Genomic DNA, 20371 nt, shown 5'->3' on the forward strand with positions numbered 1-20371 from the left:
AGGACCGAACCCAGCGCAGCCACCGTTACCAACACCCTTGAATACCTTGCGCCGGGGCCTGCCATCGGCCAACCAACCTTACAGACGCAAAAAAGCCGGGAATTTCCCGGCTGCCGCATCATACACCCCTTTTCATTCAGGATGCACCCCGCCAGGCATTTTAGCTGCCGGGCGGGGTGCGCCCATCATGAGAGCAACCTCAGGGCTTGCTCTTGTCCAGGTAGCGGAAGAACTCGTTCTTCGGGTCCAGGACCAGCACGTCGCTCTTGCTGGAGAAGCTCTCGCGGTAGGCCTGCAGGCTACGGTAGAACGCGTAGAAATCGGCGTCCTGGGTGTAGGCCTTGGCGTAGATGGCGGCCGACTGGGCGTCGCCATCACCGCGGGTTTCTTCCGCTTCACGATACGCTTCGGCCAGCAGCACGCGGCGCTGACGGTCGGCGTCGGCACGGATGCCTTCGGCCAGCTCGTTACCTTTGGCGCGGTGCTCGCGGGCTTCACGCTCACGCTCGGTGCTCATGCGGTCGAACACGCTGCGGTTGACTTCCTTGGGCAGGTCGATGGCCTTGACGCGAACGTCGACCACTTCAATACCCAACTCCTTGCTGGCCATACGGTTCAGCGAGGCGGTGATGTCAGCCATCAGTGCGTCACGCTCACCCGACACCACTTCGTGCAGGGTGCGCTTACCGAACTGGTCACGCAGGCCGCTTTCCAGACGACGCGACAGGCGCTCGTCGGCGATCTGCTTCATACCCGAGGTAGCGGTATAGAAGCGCTCGGCGTCCTTGACGCGCCACTTGGCGTAGGCGTCGACCATCACGGCTTTCTTCTCCAGCGTCAGGAAACGCTGGGTCGGGGCGTCGAGGGTCATCAGGCGGGCGTCGAACTTGCGCACCTGGTTCACGTACGGCACCTTCACATGCAGGCCAGGCTGGACATCGGCCTTGACCACGCGACCGAACTGCAGCAATACCGCGCGCTCGGTTTGCGAAACGATGTAGAAGCAGTTCCAGGCGACGATCGCCAGCACCACGGCGCCAATCAGGGCGAACAGCGATTTATTGCTCATCAGCGGCTCTCCCTGGAACGCAGCGGCGGTTGTTGTTGCAGGTCCTGGGCGGCACGCGCGGCGGCGTCATTGGCCGACGGCGTTACGCTGCTGGCGGGAACTGCAGTGCTGTTGCGACCGCTTTCGACCATCTTGTCCAGCGGCAGGTAGAGCAGGTTGTTCTGCCCATCCTTGGTTGCCACCAGAACTTTGCTGGAGTTGCTGTAGACCTCCTGCATGGTCTCGAGGTACAGACGCTGGCGGGTAACCTCTGGCGCCTTGCGGTACTCGGCGACCAGCTTGGTGAAGCGGTCGGCCTCACCCTTGGCACGGGCGATGACTTCATCGCGGTAGCCATTGGCGTCCTCGATGATGCGCTGCGCCTGACCACGGGCTTCCGGCACCACGCCATTGGCGTAGGATTCGGCCTGGTTGCGGGCACGCTGCTCGTCTTCACGGGCACGGATCACGTCGTCGAAGGCTTCCTGCACTTCACGCGGGGCTGCCGCGCTCTGCACGTTGACCTGGGTCACGGTGATACCGGTACGGTAGGTGTCGAGGAAACGCTGCAGGCGCTCGCGGATGTCCACGGCCATCTGCTCACGACCTTCGGTCAGCACCTGGTCCATCGAGGTGGAACCCACCACGTGGCGCAGGGCGCTGTCGGTCGCATGCTGCAGGCTGACTTCCGGCTGGTCGACGTTGAGCACGAAGTCCTGCAGGTTGCTGATGCGGTACTGCACGGTCAGCGGCACTTCGACGATGTTCTCGTCTTCGGTGAGCATCTGGCCCTGCTTGGTGTAGGCCCGCTCGCGGGTCACGTTTTCCATGTACTTGCGGTCGATCGGCGGGAAATAGATATTCAGGCCGGGGCCGACGGTCTCGTAGTACTTGCCGAAGCGCAGCACAACCGCCTGCTCCTGCTCGTCCACCACGTACACGGCGTTGTACAGCCAGATCGCCGCCAGCACCGCCAGGCCTACGCCCAGCAGGCCCAGGCCGCCACCTTTGCCGATATTGCGGTCGCTGTTGCCACCGCGCTTCTTGCCACTGCCGAACATGCCGTTCAGGCTGTCCTGCAGCTTGCGGAAGGCCTCGTCCAGATCCGGTGGACCTTTCTTGTCGCCACCGCCGCCGCCGCCACCGCGACGACCGCCCCAGGGATCCTGATTGTTCGAGTTGCCACCCGGCTCGTTCCAAGCCATAGCGCTCTCCATCTGATAAAGCAAAGACGCGCCCACGGCGCGCCGTCCAATGCTACAGAATGCCTGTCACTGCTGCCCGGCGACCTCGACGAGCATTTATTGCAAAGTGTGTTGCTCGACAAACACTTGCGGCTCCATGCCTTCGCGGCTGACCAGGCGATTCAACTCGACCCTGGGCAGTCGCACGCTCAGCAGGCTGCGCCCTTCTTCATCATGCTCTTCACTCTGCACGGCCCCCAACGCGAAGAATTGCGCGCGCAAGCGGGCAAATCGCTGCTCCAGGCACAGGGTTCCGACATAAAGATCATCCCCCAGCAATTCGGCAACTGCCTGGCCAACCAGCTCCAGGCCTCGTCCGTCACGTGCCGATACCCAGACCCGCTGCGGCTTGCCGTCGGCATCGCGCTGGATCTGCGGCTCGACATCTTCGAGCAGGTCGAGTTTGTTATACACCTCGAGGATCGGCAAGCCTTCAGCGCCAATCTCGCCCAGTACCGCCAGTACCTGTTCGATCTGCTCCATGCGCTCGGGCTCATGGGCATCGATCACGTGCAACAGCAGGTCGGAGTTGCTCGACTCTTCGAGCGTAGCCCGAAATGCCTCGACCAGCTTGTGCGGCAAGTGGCGGATGAAACCCACGGTGTCGGCCAGCACGATCGGCCCCAGGTCGGCCAGTTCAAGCCGGCGCAGCGTAGGGTCGAGGGTGGCGAACAGCTGGTCCGCGGCGTAAACCTCGGATTGCGTGAGGGCGTTGAACAGGGTCGACTTGCCGGCGTTGGTGTAACCCACCAGCGACACCGACGGGATGTCGGCACGCTTGCGCCCACGACGGGCCTGCTCGCGCTGGCTGCGTACCTTCTCAAGGCGGCCCTTGATCTGGCGCAGGCGCACCCGCAACAGGCGGCGGTCGGTTTCCAGCTGGGTTTCACCCGGGCCACGCAGGCCGATACCACCCTTCTGTCGCTCAAGGTGGGTCCAGCCACGCACCAGCCGCGTGCTCATGTGCTCGAGCTGGGCCAGTTCGACCTGCAGCTTGCCTTCGTGAGTACGCGCCCGTTGGGCGAAGATATCGAGAATCAGCCCGGTACGGTCCAGCACGCGACACTCGAAAACACGTTCGAGGTTACGTTCCTGGCTGGGCGTGAGGGTGTGATTGAAAATCACCAGGTCAACGTCTTCGGTTTTGACCAGGTCGCGCAACTCCTCGACCTTGCCGCTGCCGATCAGAAACTTGGCGGTGGGCTGATGCCGTGACACTGTCGCCAGTGTAACGATCTCGGCTCCGGCCGACAGCGCCAGCTCCTGAAACTCCTGCGGGTCTTCGCGCGCCTCAGGGTTCTGACCTTCCAAGTGAACGAGCAGCGCTCGCTCACCACCACCGTGGCGCTCAAAGAACAATGCAGGCTCCTACTGTTTTCAAGCGTTGCCTTGCTCGCTGTCGCCGTGCTCGCCATCGGTCGGGCTTGGCAGACGAACTGGACGGGCAGGTACGACAGTCGAGATCGCGTGCTTGTAGACCATCTGGCTGACGGTGTTCTTCAGCAGCACGACGAACTGGTCGAACGATTCAATCTGGCCCTGCAACTTGATCCCGTTGACCAGATAGATCGAAACCGGGACCTTTTCTTTTCTCAAGGTGTTCAAGTAAGGGTCTTGTAGCGAATGCCCTTTTGACATATGCCGCACTCCTGTAAGGATCAATAGTAAAAAACAAGAAAATTCAGTAATTGCTGCCGCCCTTCGCAAGAATAGACGGCAATAAGCAGGGACTCAGCTCAATATGGAGACGGCCCCAAGGTATTTCAAGGTGCGGGACAGATTGTCGCAGGCCAGGCTATCCAGCCAGTGCACATCATCGGACCAGCCGCGTAGCCAGGTGAATTGGCGCTTGGCCAGCTGACGCGTGGCAATGATACCGCGTTCACGCATCTCATTCTCAGTAAGCTGGCCGTCCAGGTAATCCCAGACCTGCCGATACCCCACTGCCCGTATAGACGGCAGCCCGGCGTGCAAGTCACTTCTGGCTCGCAGCGATCGGACCTCGTCGATGAAGCCCTGTTCCAGCATCTGTGAAAATCGTAACGCAATTCGCTCATGCAAAATGTGACGATCTGTAGGCGCTATGGCCAGGCTGGCGACAGTATAGGGCAAATGCCCGTTCACGCCTGCGTCTGCGCCGCGACTTTGAGCGAATTGACGCTGGCGGTGGGCGGTCATGCTCTCGCCACTCACCCGGTACACTTCAAGCGCGCGAATCAGGCGTTGCGGATCATTCGGATGGATACGCGCAGCCGATTCGGGGTCCACCTCGGCCAGTTGCCGGTGCAACTCCGCCAGGCCCAGCTCGCCGGCTTGGGCCTCAAGCTCGGCACGCACCGCTGCATCGGCCGGCGGCATGTCTGCCAGGCCATCGAGCAAAGCCTTGTAATAAAGCATGGTGCCGCCGACCAGCAGCGGGATCTTGCCGCGCGCGGTGATCTCGGCCATGGCGTCAAGTGCATCGGTACAGAACTGCTTCGCTGAATAGCTCTCGGCCGGGTCGAGGATATCGATCAGCCGATGCGGATGAGCGGCCAGGACTTCTTTCGAAGGCTTGGCGGTACCGATATCCATGCCGCGATACACCAGCGCCGAGTCGACACTGATCAGCTCGCACGGCAACACTTTGGTCAACTCGATGGCCAGGTCGGTCTTGCCGGCCGCCGTCGGGCCCATGAGGAATATCGCCGGGGGTTTCATGCTCATCTCATCGCCCCCGCAGGAACAGCTTGTCCAGATCGTCCAGGCCCATCTGGGTCCAGGTCGGCCGGCCGTGGTTGCACTGGCCGCTGCGCTCGGTGTTCTCCATGTCGCGCAGCAGGGCGTTCATTTCCGGGATCGCCAGGCGCCGGTTGGCGCGCACCGCACCGTGGCAGGCCATGGTCCCGAGCAGTTCGTTCAGGTGCGCCTGGATGCGGTCGCTGCTGCCGTACTCCATCAGGTCGGCGAGTACGTCCTGCACCAGGCGGTTGGCCTCGGCCTGCTTGAGCAGCGCCGGGATCTGCCGGATCGCCAGGGTTTCCGGGCCAAGGCGCTGCAGTTCGAAACCTAAGCGCTGGAACCACTGGGCGTGCTCTTCGGCGCAGTCGGCTTCGCGCTGGCTCAGCGCCAGCGACTCCGGCACCAGCAGCGGCTGGCCGCTCAGGCCTTCGCTGGCCATGGCCACCTTGAGGCGCTCGTACATGATTCGCTCATGGGCGGCATGCATGTCCACCAGCACCAGGCCGATAGCGTTCTCGGCGAGGATGTAGATGCCTTTTAGCTGGGCCAAGGCATAGCCCAGTGGCGGGATGTCACCCTGGCTGTCCGGCAAGGCTCCCGGCGCGACCGTGGCGTTATCCAGTGGCGCATAGAACTCGCGGTAGACAGCCTGCGCCTCACCGGCAGCGACCGGCTGAGACGGGCGCGGGGTGTATTGGTACTGATAACCCGCACCCGCGCCGCCCGAGGAGAACGGCTGACGCACCTCGCCCTGGGGCTGCTCCAGTACCGGCGAAGCCAGGCGCATTTCGCCCTGGGGGCCGAATTCCCCGGCCTGCTGGCCGCTGGGGCGAATGAGCTCGGCGGTTGCCGCGGGGGCCGCGAGCTGGTCCTCGGGCCGCACATCAGCCAGGGCCCGGTGCAGGGTGCCATAGAGGAAATCGTGGACCATCCGCCCTTCACGGAAGCGTACTTCGTGCTTGGTCGGGTGCACGTTGACGTCGACCCCGGTGGGGTCGCACTCGAGGAACAGCACGAAGGTTGGGTGCCGGCCGTTGAACAGCACGTCGCGGTAGGCCTGGCGCACTGCGTGGGCAACCAGCTTGTCGCGCACCGCGCGGCCATTGACGAAGAAGTACTGCAAGTCTGCCTGGCTGCGCGAAAACGTCGGCAAGCCTACCCAGCCCCACAACCTCAGGCCGTTGCGCTCGACGTCGATCGGCAACGCCTGCTCAAGGAAGCCCGGGCCACAGATGGTACCCACACGCCGCGCCCGGGCCATGTCGTCGGCAGCCTCATGCAGGCTGAAGACGGTCTTGCCGTTGTGGCGCAGGTGGAAGCCCACGTCGAAGCGCGCCAGCGCCAGGCGCCGGATGACTTCCTGCAGGTGATCGAATTCGGTTTTCTCGGCCTTGAGGAACTTGCGCCGGGCCGGGGTATTGAAGAACAGGTCACGCACCTCCACCGAGGTACCGACCGGGTGCGCGGCAGGCTGCACACGCGGGAGCATGTCGCGGCCTTCGGTCTCCACCTGCCAGGCTTCGCCGGCGTCGGCGGTGCGCGAGGTCAGGGTCAGGCGGGCCACCGAGCTGATCGAAGCCAGGGCCTCACCGCGAAAGCCCAGGCTGAGCACGCCTTCGAGGTCTTCCAGCTCTCGGATCTTGCTGGTGGCATGGCGCGCCAGGGCCAGCGGCAGGTCGTCCGGGGCAATGCCGCTGCCGTTGTCACGTACCCGCAGCAGCTTCACGCCACCCTGCTCGACCTCGACCTCGATGCGCTTGGCGCCGGAGTCAAGGCTGTTCTCCAGCAGTTCCTTGGCCACCGACGCAGGGCGCTCGACCACCTCGCCCGCGGCGATCTGGTTGGCCAGCCGCGGGCTGAGCAGCTGGATGCGCGATCCGCCGTTCATTGCTGCGACGCCAGGGTAGTGCCCGGAATGTCGAGGTGCTGGCCGACTTTGAGCTCATCGGTCTTCAGGCTGTTGCTGCTGCGCAGGCTGGCAACGCTGACCTGGTAGCGCACGGCGATCATCGCCAGGGTCTCGCCGGGGCGCACGGTGTGATCGCGCGGGCCCTGGGCAATCTTGCCGCTGTCACGCAGCCAGGCGATGTAGGTGCCCGGTGGCGGGTTCTGCTGGAAGAACTGGCGCACGCCGGTATGGATCGACCGGGCCAGCGCCTGCTGGTGGCTGCGCGTGGCCAGCTTGGCCGCCTCGTTGGCATTGGAGATGAACCCGGTTTCCACGAGGATCGATGGAATATCCGGCGACTTCAGCACCATGAACCCGGCCTGTTCGACGCGCTGCTTGTGCAAGGGTGTTACCCGGCCCATGTTGCCCAGCACCTTTTGCCCAACGTTGAGGCTGGAGCTGAGGGTGGCGGTCATCGACAGGTCGAGCAGCACCCCGGCGAGCATGCGGTCCTTGTCGTCGAGGCTGACGTTGCCGGCGCCGCCGATCAGGTCGGAACGGTTTTCCGTGTCGGCCAGCCAGCGCGCGGTCTCGGAGGTGGCACCGCGATCGGACAGGGCGAACACCGAGGCGCCGAAGGCGGCCTTGGATGGCGCAGCGTCGGCGTGAATCGAGACGAACAGGTCAGCGCCCTTCTTGCGGGCGATCTCGGTGCGCTTGCGCAGCGGGATGAAGTAGTCGCCGGTACGGGTCAGCTCGGCGCGGTAACCCTTCTCGCTGTTGATCTGACGCTGCAGTTCCTTGGCGATGTCGAGCACGATGTCTTTCTCGTGCTGGCCGCGCGAGCCCGAGGCCCCCGGGTCTTCGCCGCCGTGGCCGGCGTCGATGGCAACGACGATGTCGCGCTTGCCGGCGGGTGCGGGTGGCAGCTTGATCGCGGGCTGTACCGGGGTTACCGGCACCGCCGGCGTGGTCGCGGGCGGCTGCACCGCAGGGGGCGGCGTCGGGTTGCTGGCGGCGATGGCATCGGCTTCCTGATCGTACAGGTCGACCACCAGGCGGTTGCCATACTGGGCATTCGGCGCCAGGGTGAAGCTCTTGGGCGACACGGCCTTTTTAAGGTCGATCACCACCCGCAGGTCGGTGGGCGTGCGCTGGGCCGAGCGCATGCTGGTGATCGGCGTGTTCGAGGTGGCTACGTTCAGCGGCCCACCCAGGGTGGCGCCATTGATGTCGATGACCAGCCGATCAGGCGCGGTCAGGGTGAAGACGCTGTGCTGCACAGGCCCGGACAGGTCGAAGACCAGCCGCGTGTTATCCGGCGCACGCCACAGGCGCACGCTCTTGACTTGAGTGACAGCCGCCAGAGCGTCAACGGTCACCGTTGTCAGCAGCAGCCCAACGACAGCGACCAGTGCGCGTATGCGCATACCTTTCCCCACTTACTGTTTGATTTTTTCGGCCAGAACGGCACACCAGGCTTCGCCGCGTGCCCCCTGCGGCGACAGGTCAAGCGAGCGCCCGCCCGCTTGCGGGCTTATGGTAATGGTCAGGTCGGGCTTTGGCAAAACGCCCGCACCTTTATCGGGCCACTCGAACAGGCACAGGGCGTCATCCTCGAAGTAATCGCGAATCCCCATGAATTCAAGCTCTTCCGGATCGACCAGGCGATACAGGTCGAAGTGGAAAGCGCGAATGTCGCCGATTTCGTAGGGTTCGACCACGGTGAAGGTCGGGCTCTTGACCGGGCCGGTGTGGCCCAGGCCACGGATCAGCCCGCGGGACAGGGTGGTCTTGCCAGCACCCAGGTCGCCCTCGAGAAAGATCACGCCATGACCGCCGGTCACTTCAGCCAGCTTTGCGCCGAAGTCGACGGTGGCCGCTTCATCGGCCAAATACAGGGTTATGCCAGACACGCTGAATGTTCCTCCAACAATTCTCTAATGACCGCAATCAGATCGCTGGCCGCCAGGCCTCTTCCCTCAACCCCCAGGCGCTCGCCGGCACGGGCATGCAACCACACCCCCAGGCACGCTGCCTGCCAGGCGTCCAATTCTTGGGCCAGCAGCGCGGCCAGTACGCCCGTGAGCACATCACCCAGCCCTGCGCCGGCCATGGCCGGATGACCGTGATCGCACAACGCCAGCCGCCCGACAGGGTCAGCCACCAGGGTACCGGCGCCCTTGAGCACGCAGACACTGGCATATTTGCGCGCCAGCTTGCGCGCGGCACCAGGCCGGTCGGCTTGCACCGCTTCGGTGGAAATCCCCAGCAGGCGCGCCGCCTCCCCCGGGTGCGGGGTCAGCACGCTGCCACTGGGCAACGCCAGCGGCGAGCGCGCCAGCAGGTTGAGCGCATCGGCATCCCAGACTTGCGGCAGGTGCGCGTTGGCCACCGCCGACAACAGGCTGCGGCCCCAGGCCGCCTGCCCAAGCCCCGGCCCGACCACCAGCACCGAGGCACGCTCCAGCGGCCCCATCAGCTGATTGGCCGAGCTCACCCCCAGCCACATGACCTCGGGCAGGCGGGCCAGCCCGGCAGCGACATGTTCGGGGCGGGTGGCCACACTGACCAGGCCGGCACCACAGCGCAACGCCGCTTGCGCACTGAGCATCACCGCACCGCCTGTCCCCAAATCGCCACCGACCACCAGCACATGGCCGAAGTCCCCCTTGTGGGCATCGGCAGCACGCGGCGGCAGGCTGGCCAGGGTCAGTCGATTGAGCGGTTGCGGGGTATTACCGGGGTGTTTGGTCTGAGGCATGGGGTCAAAGGCTCCGATGTCTGGCAGAATTATACGCACCTACACCCGTAATGCCTTGCCCATCCATGCCCGCCACGCTTCCAGACATCAACACATTGGCCCAATCGATCAAGGATTGGGGCCAGGAACTCGGTTTTGCCCACGTCGGCATCGCCGGCGTGGACCTTGGCGAGCACGAACAGCACCTGCAGCGCTGGCTCGCGGCCGGCTACCAGGGCGAAATGGAATACATGGGCGAGCACGGCACCAAGCGTTCGCGCCCCGCCGAGCTGATCCCCGGCACCCTGCGGGTGATCTCGCTGCGTATGGACTACCTGCCGGGCGACACGCAAATGGCCCAACGCCTGGCCCAGCCGGAAAAAGCCTATATCGCCCGCTACGCCCTGGGCCGCGACTACCACAAGCTGGTGCGCAAGCGCGTGCAGCACTTCGCCGACCGCATCCAGGAGGCCATCGGCCCGTTCGGCTACCGCGCCTTCGTCGACAGCGCCCCGGTGCTGGAGAAAGCCCTGGCGCAGGAGGCCGGCCTGGGCTGGATCGGCAAGAACACCTTGCTGCTCAACCGCAAGGCCGGCAGCTACTTCTTCCTCGCCGAGCTGTTCGTCGACCTGCCGCTGCCCATCGACGGCGTGCAGGGCAGCGACCACTGTGGCCGTTGCCAGGCCTGCCTGGACATCTGCCCGACCCAGGCCTTCGTCGGCCCGTACCAGCTCGATGCCCGGCGCTGCATTTCGTACCTGACCATCGAGTTGCGCGACGCCATTCCGGTGGAGCTGCGCCCACTGATCGGCAATCGGGTGTTCGGCTGCGACGACTGCCAGCTGGTCTGCCCTTGGAACCGCTTCGCCAAGACCACCACCGAGGATGACTTCATGCCGCGGCGCGGCCTGGACAACGTCGAGTTGGCCGAGCTGTTCCTGTGGGATGAAAAGCGCTTTCTCGGCAGCACCGAAGGCTCGCCGTTGCGGCGCGCGGGGTATGAGCGGTTTTCGCGCAACCTGGCGGTGGGGTTGGGCAATGCGCCTTCGACCATTGCGGTGCTGGAGGCGCTCAAGGCGCGGCGTAATGACCCATCAGAGCTGGTGCGTGAGCATGTCGAGTGGGCACTGGCGCAACACGCCTCCAGAGCCTGACGCTAGATGGCACGGGCTTCGCCCGTGTTCGCGGGCAAGCCCGCTCCCACAGGGACCGCGTACGACTCACTGCTGGTCGTTGTAGTGGAACTTGGGCATTTCCCAGTGGAAACGGATCGCCAGCAAGCGCACCAAAAACCCGCCAAACAGGGTCAGCAGCATCGCCTGCTCCGCCGGCACCTTGAAGTACACGCAGCCCAGGTAGAACCATGCCGCCGCGAACGACACGCTGGCGTACAGTTCGCGCCGGAACACCAACGGGATGTCGTTGCAGAAGATATCCCGCAGGATGCCGCCGAACACCCCGGTGATTACCCCGCTGATCGAGGCGACCAGGAAGCCCTGCCCCATCTCCAGCGCGGTCATGCAGCCGATCAAGGTGAACGCCACCAGCCCCAGGGCATCGAGCACCAGGAACAACGAGCGCAGATGGCGCATCAAGGGCGCGATGAAGATGGTCACCAGCGCGGCAAAGCTGGTGAGTACCAGGTATTCCGGGTGCTTCACCCAGGTCAGCGGATAGTGCCCAAGCAGCACGTCACGCACCGAACCGCCACCCAGGGCGGTGACACAGGCGATCAGCACCACACCGAACCAGTCCATGCCGCGACGGCCAGCAGACAGGGCGCCAGTCATGGCTTCGGCGGTGATGGCGATGAGGTAGAGCATCAACAACATGGTGCAGGTCCGTGCGGGAAAGGCGCGCAGTCTACCCAGTCGCGCGGGGCACCAAAAGAGGGCGCGCCGACGATTGTCGGCGCGCGGCAAGGTCAGACCTTGATGAAGTGCTCGCGGTAGTGACGCAGCTCGGCGATCGACTCACGAATGTCGTCCAGGGCCAGGTGGGTGCTGCCCTTCTTGAAGCTGTCACGCACGTTCGGCGCCCAGCGCGCGGCCAGCTCCTTGAGCGTCGAGACGTCGAGGTTGCGGTAGTGGAAGTAGTTTTCCAGGCCGCGCATGTGGCGGTACAGGAAGCGGCGATCCTGGCAGATGCTGTTGCCGCAGATCGGCGACTTGCCCTTGGGCACCCACTGCTCGAGGAAGGCGATAGTCTGCGCCTCGGCCTCGGCCATGCTGATCGTGCTCTCGCGCACGCGCTGGGTCAGGCCCGAATTGCCGTGGGTGCGGGTGTTCCACTCGTCCATGCGTGCCAGCACTTCATCGCTGTGATGAATGGCGATCACCGGACCTTCGGCCAGGGTGTTCAGCTCGCTGTCGGTGACGATGGTGGCCATCTCGATGATGACGTCGCTGTCCGGATCCAGGCCGGTCATTTCCAGGTCGATCCAGATCAGGTTCTGTGGGTTCTGCATGAAAGTGCTCCTCGAATAGGCGCTCATATTAGCCCAGCCAGGCGGTGCGTGGGCGGGCCATGCTAAACTGCCGCGGTTTTCTCACTGCCTCGCCGATACGGAACCTTCATGGCCAAACGCCAGCTCAACCGCCGCCAGAACTGGCGCATCGAAAAGATCCAGGGTGAACGCGCCGCCCGCGCCGCCAAACGCGAGCAGCACGTGCTGCAGGAGCTGGAGGGTGGCGACCTGGGGCCGGAGCAGCTGGGCCTGGTGATCGCCCACTTCGGTGTGCAGGTCGAAGTCGAAGCCCAGGACGGCGAGGCCGCCGGGCAGGTATTCCGCTGTCACCTGCGGGCCAACCTGCCGGCGCTGGTCACCGGCGATCGCGTGGTATGGCGCGCCGGCAACCAGGGCATCGGCGTGATCGTCGCCCAGATGCCACGCAGCACCGAGCTGTGCCGACCGAACAATCATGGCCAGCTCAAGCCGGTGGCGGCCAACGTCGACCTGATCGTCATCGTCTTCGCGCCGGCGCCGGAACCGCACCCCAACCTGATCGATCGCTACCTGGTGGCCGCCGAGCATGCCGGCATACGCCCGCTGCTGCTGCTCAACAAGGCCGACCTGATCAACGACGAGAACGCCCCGACGCTCAACGCCATGCTCGAGGTGTATCGCGGGCTCGGCTACCCGTTGCTGGAAGTGTCGGCCCACCAGGGCGATGGCATGCAGCGCCTGCAACAGACGCTGGATGGCCATATCAGTGTGTTCGTCGGCCAGTCGGGGGTGGGCAAGTCGTCGCTGGTCAACAGCCTGCTGCCAGACGCCGGCACCCGCGTTGGCGACCTGTCCGAGTGGTCCGGCCAGGGCACCCACACCACCACCACGGCGCGGCTCTATCACTTCCCCAACGGCGGCGACCTGATCGACTCCCCGGGTATCCGCGAGTTCGGCCTGGGCCATGTCAGCCGTGACGATGTGGAAGATGGCTTCATCGAGTTCCGCGAGCTGTTCGGCCATTGCCGCTTCCGCGACTGCAAGCACGACCGCGAACCGGGCTGTGCATTGCTCAAGGCACTGGACGAGGGCAGCGTGACGCAGCAGCGGATGAACAGCTACCGCTCGATCATCGCCAGCCTGCCGCAAGACAGCTACTGATCTTGCCGGGGCCGCGGTTCGCCGCTGCGACAAGCCTGCCCTCACTAAACAGGCTTGCACGTCCCGTGCAGGAGCGGCCTTGTGCCGCGAAAGGGCCGCAGCGCGGCCCCAGGATTTCAGCGTGAAAGCAGAAATCGCCGGGGCTGCTCTGCAGCCCTTTCGCGGCACAAGGCCGCTCCTACAGGGATCGTGCAAACCAATAGCTGGAAGCCCCAAACCCTATAAAGCAAAACGCCCGTGGCTGCTGATGCAGGCACGGGCGTTGTGTATTGCCAGCCAAAAACCGCTTACTGGTTCTTCTGCTCGTCCATCTTCAGTACACCGTCCTCGAAGATGTTCAGCTTTTGCCGCAACTCGCGAGGCTGCATCGGCTCTTGCGGTGCCGGGGCGGCAGCACCTGGCGCGCCCTGGGCCGGCGGTGTCGCCTGCGGCTGGGCCTCCGGTGCACCCTGCTCACCCTCGATGGTGCGCTGGGCCTTCTTGGTCAGGACGATGATGTCGATACGGCGGTTGACCGGGTTGAACGGGTTCTTGCGGTCGAACAGCGACGACGACGCATACCCCACCACCCGCGCCACCTGCTCATCCGGGTAACCACCCGCGACCAGCGCGCGACGTGCGGCGTTGGCACGGTTGGCCGACAGCTCCCAGTTGCCGTAGTCGCCGGTGCCGGAGTACGGCTTGGCATCGGTGTGGCCGCTGATGCTGATCTTGTTCGGCACCGCCTTGATGGTGTCGGCCATGGCCAGCAGGATGTCTTCGAAGTACGGCTGCAGGCGCGCGCTGCCAATGTCGAACATCGGCCGGTTCTCGGCGTCCATGATCTGGATGCGCAAGCCGTCCTGGGTGATCTCGAACAGGATCTGGTCCTTGAACTTCTGCAGCTGCGGGTTTTCCTCGACCTTGTTCTGCAGCTCCTGCAGCAGCAGCTCCAGGCGCTCGCGCTCGACCTGCTCGGCCATGGTCTCGACCTTGTCCTTGTCCAGCTGGATGCTGGTGTCAGGCGTCGGCTCGGACTTGGTCTCGGGGTTGATGGTCTTCTCGGGGGCCAGCTGTGGCGAGCCCCCCAGGTCGATGATGTAGGGCGTGCCGCTTTCGGAGAAGCCGATCGGGTCCTTGAAGTAGCCAGCAATGGCGATTTTCTGCTCGGGCGTGGCGGTGGACAGCAGCCACAGCACGAGGAAGAACGCCATCATCGCCGTGGCGAAGTCGGCGAAGGCGATCTTCCAGGCGCCGCCATGGTGGCCTCCACCGTAGCGCTTTACGCGCTTTATGATGATGGGCTGATTGTTTTCCATGGCTTAACGACCGCGGACCGCTTGTTCCAGCTCGGCGAAGCTAGGACGGTGCTTGGGATACAGCACCTTGCGCCCGAATTCGACAGCCAGCGAAGGCGGCATGCCCGAGGCGGATGCGACCAGCGAGGCCTTGATCGACTCGTACAGGTTGAGCTCTTCCTTGGCATCGTGCTCCAGGCACTTGGCCAACGGGCCGAAGAAGCCATAGGCGGCCAGAATACCGAAGAAGGTACCCACCAGCGCCGCACCCACGTGCAGGCCGATCGACGCCTGGTCGCCCTCGCCCAGCGACGCCATGGTCACCACGATACCCAGTACTGCCGCGACGATACCGAAGCCGGGCATGCCGTCGGCGATGCCGTTCACCGCGTGGGACGGGTGCTCCAGCTCTTCCTTCATGCTCAGCAGTTCCATGTCGAACAGGCCTTCGAGCTCGTGGGGAGCCATGTTGCCGGTGGACATGATGCGCAGGTAGTCGCAGATGTAGGCGGTCATGCGCTCATCGCCCAGTACGGCAGGGTACTTGGCGAAGATCGGGCTGGCGGCGGCGTCTTCGATGTCGCCTTCGATGGCCATCATGCCTTCGCGACGGCTCTTGTTGAGGATCTCGTATACCAGGCCCAGTACTTCCAGGTAGAACGTATGGGTGAAGCGGCTGCCGAACATCTTCAGCGACTTCTTGACCACATGCATGGTCATGTAGCCAGGGTTCGCCTGAAGGAACGCACCGAACGCGGCGCCGCCGATGATCAGCACTTCGAACGGCTGAATCAGCGCCGCGATCTTGCCGTGGGAAAGCACGTAGCCGCCGAGCACGCTCGCGAATACGACGATGATGCCGATAATTTTAGCCATAGGTTCAAAGCACTTGCTGTCGTGGTCAGGGTCGGGGACGGGAGCTTTAAAACTCTTCTTCTACTTATCGGCAGAACTGCGCCAGACTATAGCCACTCATCGCGAAAAGCCAGTTCGGACTGATGTCAAAATGCCAATTGAAACCAAGGTGCCAAGTAAGGCTCCCGCGACGCTAGAGGCCTGGGTAAAGCTGCTCGAAGGGGTGCGTTTGCCGGTCCCGAAAGAGAGCCACGACCAGGTGGTCAAGGCCATCAACGACAGCCGCCGCTCGTTGCGCGAAATCGCCGAACTGTTGCAGGACAGCCCTGCGTTGGTGCTGTGCGTGATGCGCGAGGCCAACCATCCAACCAGCCTCAGCCAGGCCGAGCCCGCCGAAAGCCTGGAGGTCGCCCTGAATCGCCTGGGCCTTGAACGCACCAGTCAGTTGCTGGCACGCCTGCCCACCCTGCCCGGCGACGACATCCCGCCGGTGCTGCGCCAGTTCCTGCTGATCAGCCAGCATGCTGCGCAACAAGCCAACGGCCTGTTCGCCAGCCGCCTGGCGCGACTTTGGCAGGATATCCACTGGGGCAGCCTGCTGTTCCTCTCGCCCCTGTGGCCGCTGGCCCTGGCCTACCCGAAACTGCTGGACACCTGGGAGCTGCGGGTTATCTACAAGGGCGAGGACGCCGCCGAAGTCGAACAGGAACTGTTCGGCGTGCGCATCATGTCGCTGTGCCGGGCCGTGGCCGAGCACTGGCGCCTGCCTGGCTGGGTTACGCAGGGTTATCGACTGCTGATCGACGAGCGCGAGCAACTGGCCCAGGTGCTGGCCATCGCCCGCGAACCCGAGCCCCTGGCGCAACAGCAGCGCCTGGACGAGGAGCCGGCCTTGCGCCGCTGGTTCAACCAGCCGCCCAACACCGTATTGCTCGCCAATGGCCTGGCACTGGCGGCCCAGGTTGGCTGGGACAACCCGCACCTGCTGCGCTGGCAACTGCTGACCGCACTGTACCTGCAGACCTCGCTGGAAGATGTGCAGCAGCAGGTCCACCAACAGGCTGCGGCCAGCGCTCGACACCATGCGCGCCACGCCCTGTTCCACCCGGCCGAGGCGCTGATCTGGCCCTGGCACCAGCGCCGTCCGCATCCGGATATGCTCACCCCGCCGCCGCCCAGCGCCGAAGCGCTGGGGCACTGGCGCAAGCTGTGCCAGGAACTGCTGGCCCAGCCGAGCCCGTTCTCCAACACCGTGCACCTGGCCACGCAAGCGCGCGAGGCGCTGCTGGCGTGCGGCATGCAGCGTGTCATGCTGCTGAGCCTGGACAAGGCCAGCGACTACCTGCGCGTGCAGCAGACCGCCGGCCTGCCCAGGGAGGCTGATGCCATGGCACTGGCGATCCCACAGAACAAACTGCTGCAAAAGCTGATGAGCAAAGCCGGGCAACTACGCCTGACGCCCGACAACCACGCCCAGTTCGCCGCACTGCTGCCGGCGCCGCTGCGGGCATTCTTCCGCAGCGAGCACCTGCTGCTGCGCTCGCTGGCCGTCGGCGAGCAGGTGCTGATGCTGGCGGTGGTCGACCAGGGCGGCAAGCCGCTGGCCGATGTCAGCGTGCAGGCCTTCGGCAAGACCGCGCAATGCATCGAGCGGGCACTGGCCCTGTTTGCCAACCGCAACGCCTGAGCCTTGCGCTACAATCGCTGCTCTTTCCACCCTGGAGACCGTGGATGACTGATTTTTCCGGCTTGCCCCTGGTGATCGAAGCCGAGGACCTGCTACCGCGCCTGGCTTCGCCACAGCTGATCCTGGTCGACCTGAGCAGTGCCAATCGCTACGTCAGCGGGCACATCCCAGGGGCCCGCTTCGTCGAGGGCAAGCGCACCCAGCTGGGTCAGCCACCCGCCCCCGGGCTGCTGCCCGCACTGGGCGACCTGGAGAAACTGTTCAGCGAGCTCGGCCACCATAAAGATGCCGTCTATGTGGTCTACGACGACGAAGGTGGCGGCTGGGCCGGGCGTTTCATCTGGCTGCTCGACGTGATCGGCCACCCGCACTACCACTACCTCAACGGCGGTATCCAGGCCTGGCCGGCAGACAAACTGTCCACCGAGGTGCCGGCACCTGTCGCCACCCCAGTGCGCCTGCAATTGCACAGCGAGCCGACCGCCACCCGCGAATACCTGCAAAGCCGCCTGGGCGCCGACGACCTGGTGGTCTGGGACGCCCGTGGCCCGCAGGAGTTCAACGGCGAAAAAGTCCTGGCCGCCAAGGGCGGCCACATCCCCGGCGCGATCAACTTCGAGTGGACCGCCGGCATGGACCTGAACGACCACCTGCGCATCCGCAAGGACATCGCGCATGTGCTCGAACAACTGGGCATCACCCCGGACAAGGAAGTGATCACCCACTGCCAGACCCACCGCCGCTCCGGTTTCACCTACCTGGTGGCCAAGGCCCTCGGTTACCCACGCATCAAGGCTTACGCCGGCTCGTGGAGCGAATGGGGCAACCACCCCGACACGCCCGTAGAAGTTTAAGGACGCTCAATGAAATCCCGTTTGTTCATCATCAGCCAGCACCTGCTGCCGCACCACTTGCTGTCGCGACTGGCCGGCTGCATCGCCGAATGCCGCGCGCGCTGGTTCAAGAATGCCTTCACCGCCTGGTTCGCCAAGCGCTACCAGGTGAACATGTCCGAAGCGCTGGTCGAAGACCTGACTGCTTACGAGCACTTCAACGCCTTCTTCACCCGTGCCCTCAAGCCCGGCGCCCGCCCGCTGGACGAAACCCCCGGCGCCATCCTCTGCCCGGCCGACGGCGCGGTCAGCCAGCTCGGCCCGATCGAGCATGGCCGCATCTTCCAGGCCAAGGGCCACAGCTTCAGCGCCCTGGAGCTGCTGGGCGGCGACCCGGCGCTGGCCGCACCGTTCATGGGCGGCGAATTCGCCACCATCTACCTGTCGCCCAAGGACTACCACCGCGTGCACATGCCGCTGGCCGGCACCCTGCGCGAGATGGTCTATGTGCCGGGCCGGCTGTTCTCGGTCAACCAGACCACCGCAGAGAACGTCCCCGAGCTGTTCGCCCGCAACGAGCGCGTGGTCTGCCTGTTCGACACCGAGCGTGGGCCGATGGCGGTAGTGCTGGTCGGCGCGATGATCGTCGCCTCGATCGAGACCGTCTGGGCCGGCCTGGTCACGCCGCCGAAGCGCGAGCTCAAGACCTTCCGCTATGACGAAGCCAGCCGCGCGCCGGTCCACCTGGAGAAAGGCGCTGAACTGGGCCGCTTCAAGCTGGGCTCCACGGCGATCGTGCTTTTCGGGCCGGAGCAGGTGAAGTGGGCTGAAAACCTCGGCGCAGCGTCTGCCGTGCGCATGGGTGAACTGCTGGCGCAACCCGCCCAGGCCTGATCCGCCGCCGCAATAAAAAAGGCCCTGCATCTGCAGGGCCTTTTCTTTTGGTGCATGGCGAATCAGGCGCGGCGTTCGTGCATCCGGGCCAGCTGGCGCTCCAGCATCGACGGGTACGGCTCCATCAATCGCTCTACGCAGCTCGCGCCCTCAGGGCTGGCGATCGGGCGGATGCGTGCACGCTGGCGTACCAGGGCATCGTCGCTGATACGCCGCTCCACCAGCAGCAGGTTGCGGCTGTGCTGCGACAGCGCCAGGGCATCCTGGGCCTGTTCGGTCATCAGCAGGTCGACCTGGTCCAGGCCCTGCAGGTCATCGGCCAGCACCAGGCCCAGCTGCAGTTGCAGGGTGATGCCGCTGTCGGCCACCTCGATCTGCAGGGCGTGGCCCAGGGCGCGCAGCAGCTCGCCACAGCAGATGGCGTTGGTCAGGTAGTCCTCGCCACAGTCGCGGCTGTGGAACAGCAGCAGGGTGCCGCCGTCGCTCAGGGTGTGCACTTCGCCTTCATACAGCGAGGCGGCCTGGTCGAGGCAGTCGTTGTAGCGCTCCAGCAGCTCGGCAAGGCGGGTGCGCGGCAGGCGGCGCAGTTGCTCCTGGGAGCCCAGCTGGACGGCCAGCACGGCGCTGCTCTGGGGCTCGTTCGACTCGGCGGCGATCGGCTTGGCCGGGGCGGCTTCTTCGTCCATCAGGCCGGCAAAGGCCTCGTCATCGTCGTCAGCCTCCTGCACGGCGACCTTGGCGCGCGGGGCGGCCTTGGGCGCTACCGGAACGTCATCGAAGTCGTCTTCTTCCTCGACCTCTGGCTCCGGCGGCGGTGGCGGCGCAAGGCGGGCGTGCAGCTGGCGGGCCAGGTCGCCGATTTCGTCCTGGCGGTCGATGGCCGGGGTGTAGGGGTGCGGGTCACGCAGCCAGACCCGCAGTTGCAGCAGCGGGGTAGAGATGAAGCGGCCCAGGCGCAGGCTCAGGGTGAGCGCCAGCGCCAGCAGGATGGCGGCAAGGATGCCCATGCTCTGCAGGCTGATCAGCATCGGCTGCTGGAACTGGCTCATGTCCAGGCTGATGCGCAACTGGCCGGCGGTCACGTCCTGGAAGGTGATCTTGGTCTGGTACAGCCCTTCTGCCTCGCCCAGCAGGCTGTTGCGCGGGCGCTGGCCGGCCTCGGCGAGGATGCGGTTGTCCACGCTGTAGATGGCGGCGTGCGCCACCAGCGGGTTCTTCACCAGGTTGCCGAGCAGCACGTTGAGGCTGAGGATGTCGTTGGACACCAGCAGCTCGGTGGCGGACGTGGCGGTCTGCGTGGTCAGACTCTGGCCAACGGCATCGGCCTGCTCGTGCATGGCCTGCTTGAACTGCAAACCCATCACGCAGGCATAGATCACCAGGGCCAAGGCCACCAGGAAGATGTTATGGCTGGCGATACGCAACGCCAGGGGGATTCGGCGCTGGCTGAGGGCTCGGTAGATCATCAGGAAGAAGTTGTCGGTTTTGACGGGCGTGGGCCGGTTCACAGAGCGCGGCTCTTAATGGCGAGAAAGTGCTGCGCAGTATAGCGAGCAGAGTTTTGTCGGCAAAGT

Annotated in this window: 19 protein-coding genes; 5 read left to right on the top strand and 14 right to left on the bottom strand. The window is 64.8% G+C overall.

The genetic code is table 11. From position 1 onward, the window contains the following. Positions 1 to 199: 199 nt before the first annotated feature. From hflC to L6D77_RS07085, 9 genes are all read right to left on the bottom strand, one after another. Entirely contained in the window at positions 200 to 1069 is an 870-nt protein-coding gene (hflC, locus tag L6D77_RS07045; protein ID WP_194790226.1) for a protease modulator HflC, read from the bottom strand. After that, entirely contained in the window at positions 1069 to 2253 is a 1185-nt protein-coding gene (gene hflK / locus L6D77_RS07050; protein ID WP_232882513.1) for an FtsH protease activity modulator HflK, read from the bottom strand. Before hflK ends, hflC begins: the two co-directional genes overlap by 1 nt. 96 nt (positions 2254 to 2349) lie before the next feature. Then, positions 2350 to 3651, bottom strand: coding sequence for a ribosome rescue GTPase HflX (gene hflX / locus L6D77_RS07055; protein WP_110996132.1), 1302 nt, complete (start codon positions 3649 to 3651; stop codon positions 2350 to 2352). 18 nt (positions 3652 to 3669) lie between these two features. Further along, complete coding sequence (gene hfq / locus L6D77_RS07060) at positions 3670 to 3930, bottom strand: RNA chaperone Hfq (RefSeq protein ID WP_110996133.1); 261 nt, start codon at positions 3928 to 3930, stop codon at positions 3670 to 3672. A gap of 93 nt (positions 3931 to 4023) precedes the next feature. Beyond that, positions 4024 to 4998 (bottom strand): tRNA (adenosine(37)-N6)-dimethylallyltransferase MiaA, encoded by a 975-nt coding sequence (gene miaA, locus L6D77_RS07065; protein WP_232882514.1) that lies wholly within the window; start codon positions 4996 to 4998, stop codon positions 4024 to 4026. A 1-nt stretch (position 4999) separates the two neighbouring features. Further along, the gene (mutL, locus tag L6D77_RS07070) at positions 5000 to 6901 is read right to left on the bottom strand and encodes a DNA mismatch repair endonuclease MutL (RefSeq protein ID WP_232882515.1); all 1902 of its coding nucleotides are present in this window, start codon (positions 6899 to 6901) and stop codon (positions 5000 to 5002) included. Next, positions 6898 to 8331, bottom strand: coding sequence for an N-acetylmuramoyl-L-alanine amidase (locus tag L6D77_RS07075; RefSeq protein ID WP_232882516.1), 1434 nt, complete (start codon positions 8329 to 8331; stop codon positions 6898 to 6900). The genes mutL and L6D77_RS07075 overlap by 4 nt, the downstream gene beginning before the upstream one ends. Before the next feature lie 12 nt (positions 8332 to 8343). Beyond that, the gene (gene tsaE / locus L6D77_RS07080; protein WP_373870577.1) at positions 8344 to 8808 is read right to left on the bottom strand and encodes a tRNA (adenosine(37)-N6)-threonylcarbamoyltransferase complex ATPase subunit type 1 TsaE; all 465 of its coding nucleotides are present in this window, start codon (positions 8806 to 8808) and stop codon (positions 8344 to 8346) included. Beyond that, positions 8805 to 9665 carry an NAD(P)H-hydrate dehydratase gene (locus tag L6D77_RS07085; RefSeq protein ID WP_232882518.1) on the bottom strand — a complete coding sequence of 287 codons (861 nt, stop codon included), beginning with the start codon at positions 9663 to 9665 and terminating at the stop codon, positions 8805 to 8807. The genes tsaE and L6D77_RS07085 overlap by 4 nt, the downstream gene beginning before the upstream one ends. Before the next feature lie 65 nt (positions 9666 to 9730). On the opposite strand from L6D77_RS07085, the gene queG reads away from it, so the two are divergent. Next, positions 9731 to 10798, top strand: a complete 1068-nt coding sequence (gene queG, locus L6D77_RS07090; protein WP_232882519.1) for a tRNA epoxyqueuosine(34) reductase QueG — start codon at positions 9731 to 9733, stop codon at positions 10796 to 10798. Between the two features lie 66 nt (positions 10799 to 10864). On the opposite strand, the gene L6D77_RS07095 is transcribed toward queG, so the two are convergent. Together L6D77_RS07095 and orn are read right to left on the bottom strand one after the other, a co-directional pair. Beyond that, on the bottom strand, positions 10865 to 11476 hold the full coding sequence (locus tag L6D77_RS07095) for a trimeric intracellular cation channel family protein (protein WP_110996140.1): 612 nt from the start codon (positions 11474 to 11476) through the stop codon (positions 10865 to 10867). A 92-nt stretch (positions 11477 to 11568) separates the two neighbouring features. Then, positions 11569 to 12111, bottom strand: a complete 543-nt coding sequence (gene orn / locus L6D77_RS07100; RefSeq protein WP_232882520.1) for an oligoribonuclease — start codon at positions 12109 to 12111, stop codon at positions 11569 to 11571. Between the two features lie 108 nt (positions 12112 to 12219). Here orn and rsgA point away from each other — a divergent pair, with 108 nt between their 5' ends. Next, positions 12220 to 13251 (top strand): small ribosomal subunit biogenesis GTPase RsgA, encoded by a 1032-nt coding sequence (rsgA, locus tag L6D77_RS07105; protein ID WP_232882521.1) that lies wholly within the window; start codon positions 12220 to 12222, stop codon positions 13249 to 13251. A gap of 287 nt (positions 13252 to 13538) precedes the next feature. On the opposite strand, the gene motB is transcribed toward rsgA, so the two are convergent. Both motB and motA read right to left on the bottom strand, forming a co-directional pair. After that, positions 13539 to 14549 (bottom strand): flagellar motor protein MotB, encoded by a 1011-nt coding sequence (gene motB / locus L6D77_RS07110; protein ID WP_232882522.1) that lies wholly within the window; start codon positions 14547 to 14549, stop codon positions 13539 to 13541. A 3-nt stretch (positions 14550 to 14552) separates the two neighbouring features. Next, on the bottom strand, positions 14553 to 15404 hold the full coding sequence (gene motA, locus L6D77_RS07115; protein WP_110996144.1) for a flagellar motor stator protein MotA: 852 nt from the start codon (positions 15402 to 15404) through the stop codon (positions 14553 to 14555). 130 nt (positions 15405 to 15534) lie between these two features. On the opposite strand from motA, the gene L6D77_RS07120 reads away from it, so the two are divergent. Genes L6D77_RS07120 through asd form a run of 3 tightly spaced genes read left to right on the top strand, consistent with a single transcriptional unit; the run spans position 15535 to position 18797 of the window. Beyond that, positions 15535 to 17070 (top strand): HDOD domain-containing protein, encoded by a 1536-nt coding sequence (locus L6D77_RS07120; RefSeq protein ID WP_232882523.1) that lies wholly within the window; start codon positions 15535 to 15537, stop codon positions 17068 to 17070. Between the two features lie 44 nt (positions 17071 to 17114). Then, positions 17115 to 17924 carry a rhodanese-like domain-containing protein gene (locus tag L6D77_RS07125; RefSeq protein WP_232882524.1) on the top strand — a complete coding sequence of 270 codons (810 nt, stop codon included), beginning with the start codon at positions 17115 to 17117 and terminating at the stop codon, positions 17922 to 17924. A gap of 9 nt (positions 17925 to 17933) precedes the next feature. Then, entirely contained in the window at positions 17934 to 18797 is an 864-nt protein-coding gene (asd, locus tag L6D77_RS07130) for an archaetidylserine decarboxylase (protein WP_232882525.1), read from the top strand. A 62-nt stretch (positions 18798 to 18859) separates the two neighbouring features. On the opposite strand, the gene L6D77_RS07135 is transcribed toward asd, so the two are convergent. After that, the gene (locus L6D77_RS07135; RefSeq protein ID WP_232882526.1) at positions 18860 to 20305 is read right to left on the bottom strand and encodes a histidine kinase; all 1446 of its coding nucleotides are present in this window, start codon (positions 20303 to 20305) and stop codon (positions 18860 to 18862) included. Positions 20306 to 20371: the final 66 nt, after the last annotated feature.

It is taken from the genome of Pseudomonas parasichuanensis (assembly GCF_021601385.1).
In the GTDB taxonomy this organism is placed as follows: Bacteria; Pseudomonadota; Gammaproteobacteria; order Pseudomonadales; family Pseudomonadaceae; genus Aquipseudomonas; species Aquipseudomonas parasichuanensis.

Excerpts from the sequence above, each read along its gene's own strand:
- hflC (WP_194790226.1), bottom strand. The coding sequence starts at position 1,069 with ATGAGCAATAAATCGCTGTTCGCCCTGATTGGCGCCGTGGTGCTGGCG.
- hflK (WP_232882513.1), bottom strand. The coding sequence starts at position 2,253 with ATGGCTTGGAACGAGCCGGGTGGCAACTCGAACAATCAGGATCCCTGG.
- hfq (WP_110996133.1), bottom strand. The coding sequence starts at position 3,930 with ATGTCAAAAGGGCATTCGCTACAAGACCCTTACTTGAACACCTTGAGA.
- miaA (WP_232882514.1), bottom strand. The coding sequence starts at position 4,998 with ATGAGCATGAAACCCCCGGCGATATTCCTCATGGGCCCGACGGCGGCC.
- mutL (WP_232882515.1), bottom strand. The coding sequence starts at position 6,901 with ATGAACGGCGGATCGCGCATCCAGCTGCTCAGCCCGCGGCTGGCCAAC.
- L6D77_RS07075 (WP_232882516.1), bottom strand. The coding sequence starts at position 8,331 with ATGCGCATACGCGCACTGGTCGCTGTCGTTGGGCTGCTGCTGACAACG.
- L6D77_RS07085 (WP_232882518.1), bottom strand. The coding sequence starts at position 9,665 with ATGCCTCAGACCAAACACCCCGGTAATACCCCGCAACCGCTCAATCGA.
- queG (WP_232882519.1), top strand. The coding sequence starts at position 9,731 with ATGCCCGCCACGCTTCCAGACATCAACACATTGGCCCAATCGATCAAG.
- L6D77_RS07095 (WP_110996140.1), bottom strand. The coding sequence starts at position 11,476 with ATGTTGTTGATGCTCTACCTCATCGCCATCACCGCCGAAGCCATGACT.
- orn (WP_232882520.1), bottom strand. The coding sequence starts at position 12,111 with ATGCAGAACCCACAGAACCTGATCTGGATCGACCTGGAAATGACCGGC.
- rsgA (WP_232882521.1), top strand. The coding sequence starts at position 12,220 with ATGGCCAAACGCCAGCTCAACCGCCGCCAGAACTGGCGCATCGAAAAG.
- motB (WP_232882522.1), bottom strand. The coding sequence starts at position 14,549 with ATGGAAAACAATCAGCCCATCATCATAAAGCGCGTAAAGCGCTACGGT.
- motA (WP_110996144.1), bottom strand. The coding sequence starts at position 15,404 with ATGGCTAAAATTATCGGCATCATCGTCGTATTCGCGAGCGTGCTCGGC.
- L6D77_RS07120 (WP_232882523.1), top strand. The coding sequence starts at position 15,535 with ATGCCAATTGAAACCAAGGTGCCAAGTAAGGCTCCCGCGACGCTAGAG.
- L6D77_RS07125 (WP_232882524.1), top strand. The coding sequence starts at position 17,115 with ATGACTGATTTTTCCGGCTTGCCCCTGGTGATCGAAGCCGAGGACCTG.
- asd (WP_232882525.1), top strand. The coding sequence starts at position 17,934 with ATGAAATCCCGTTTGTTCATCATCAGCCAGCACCTGCTGCCGCACCAC.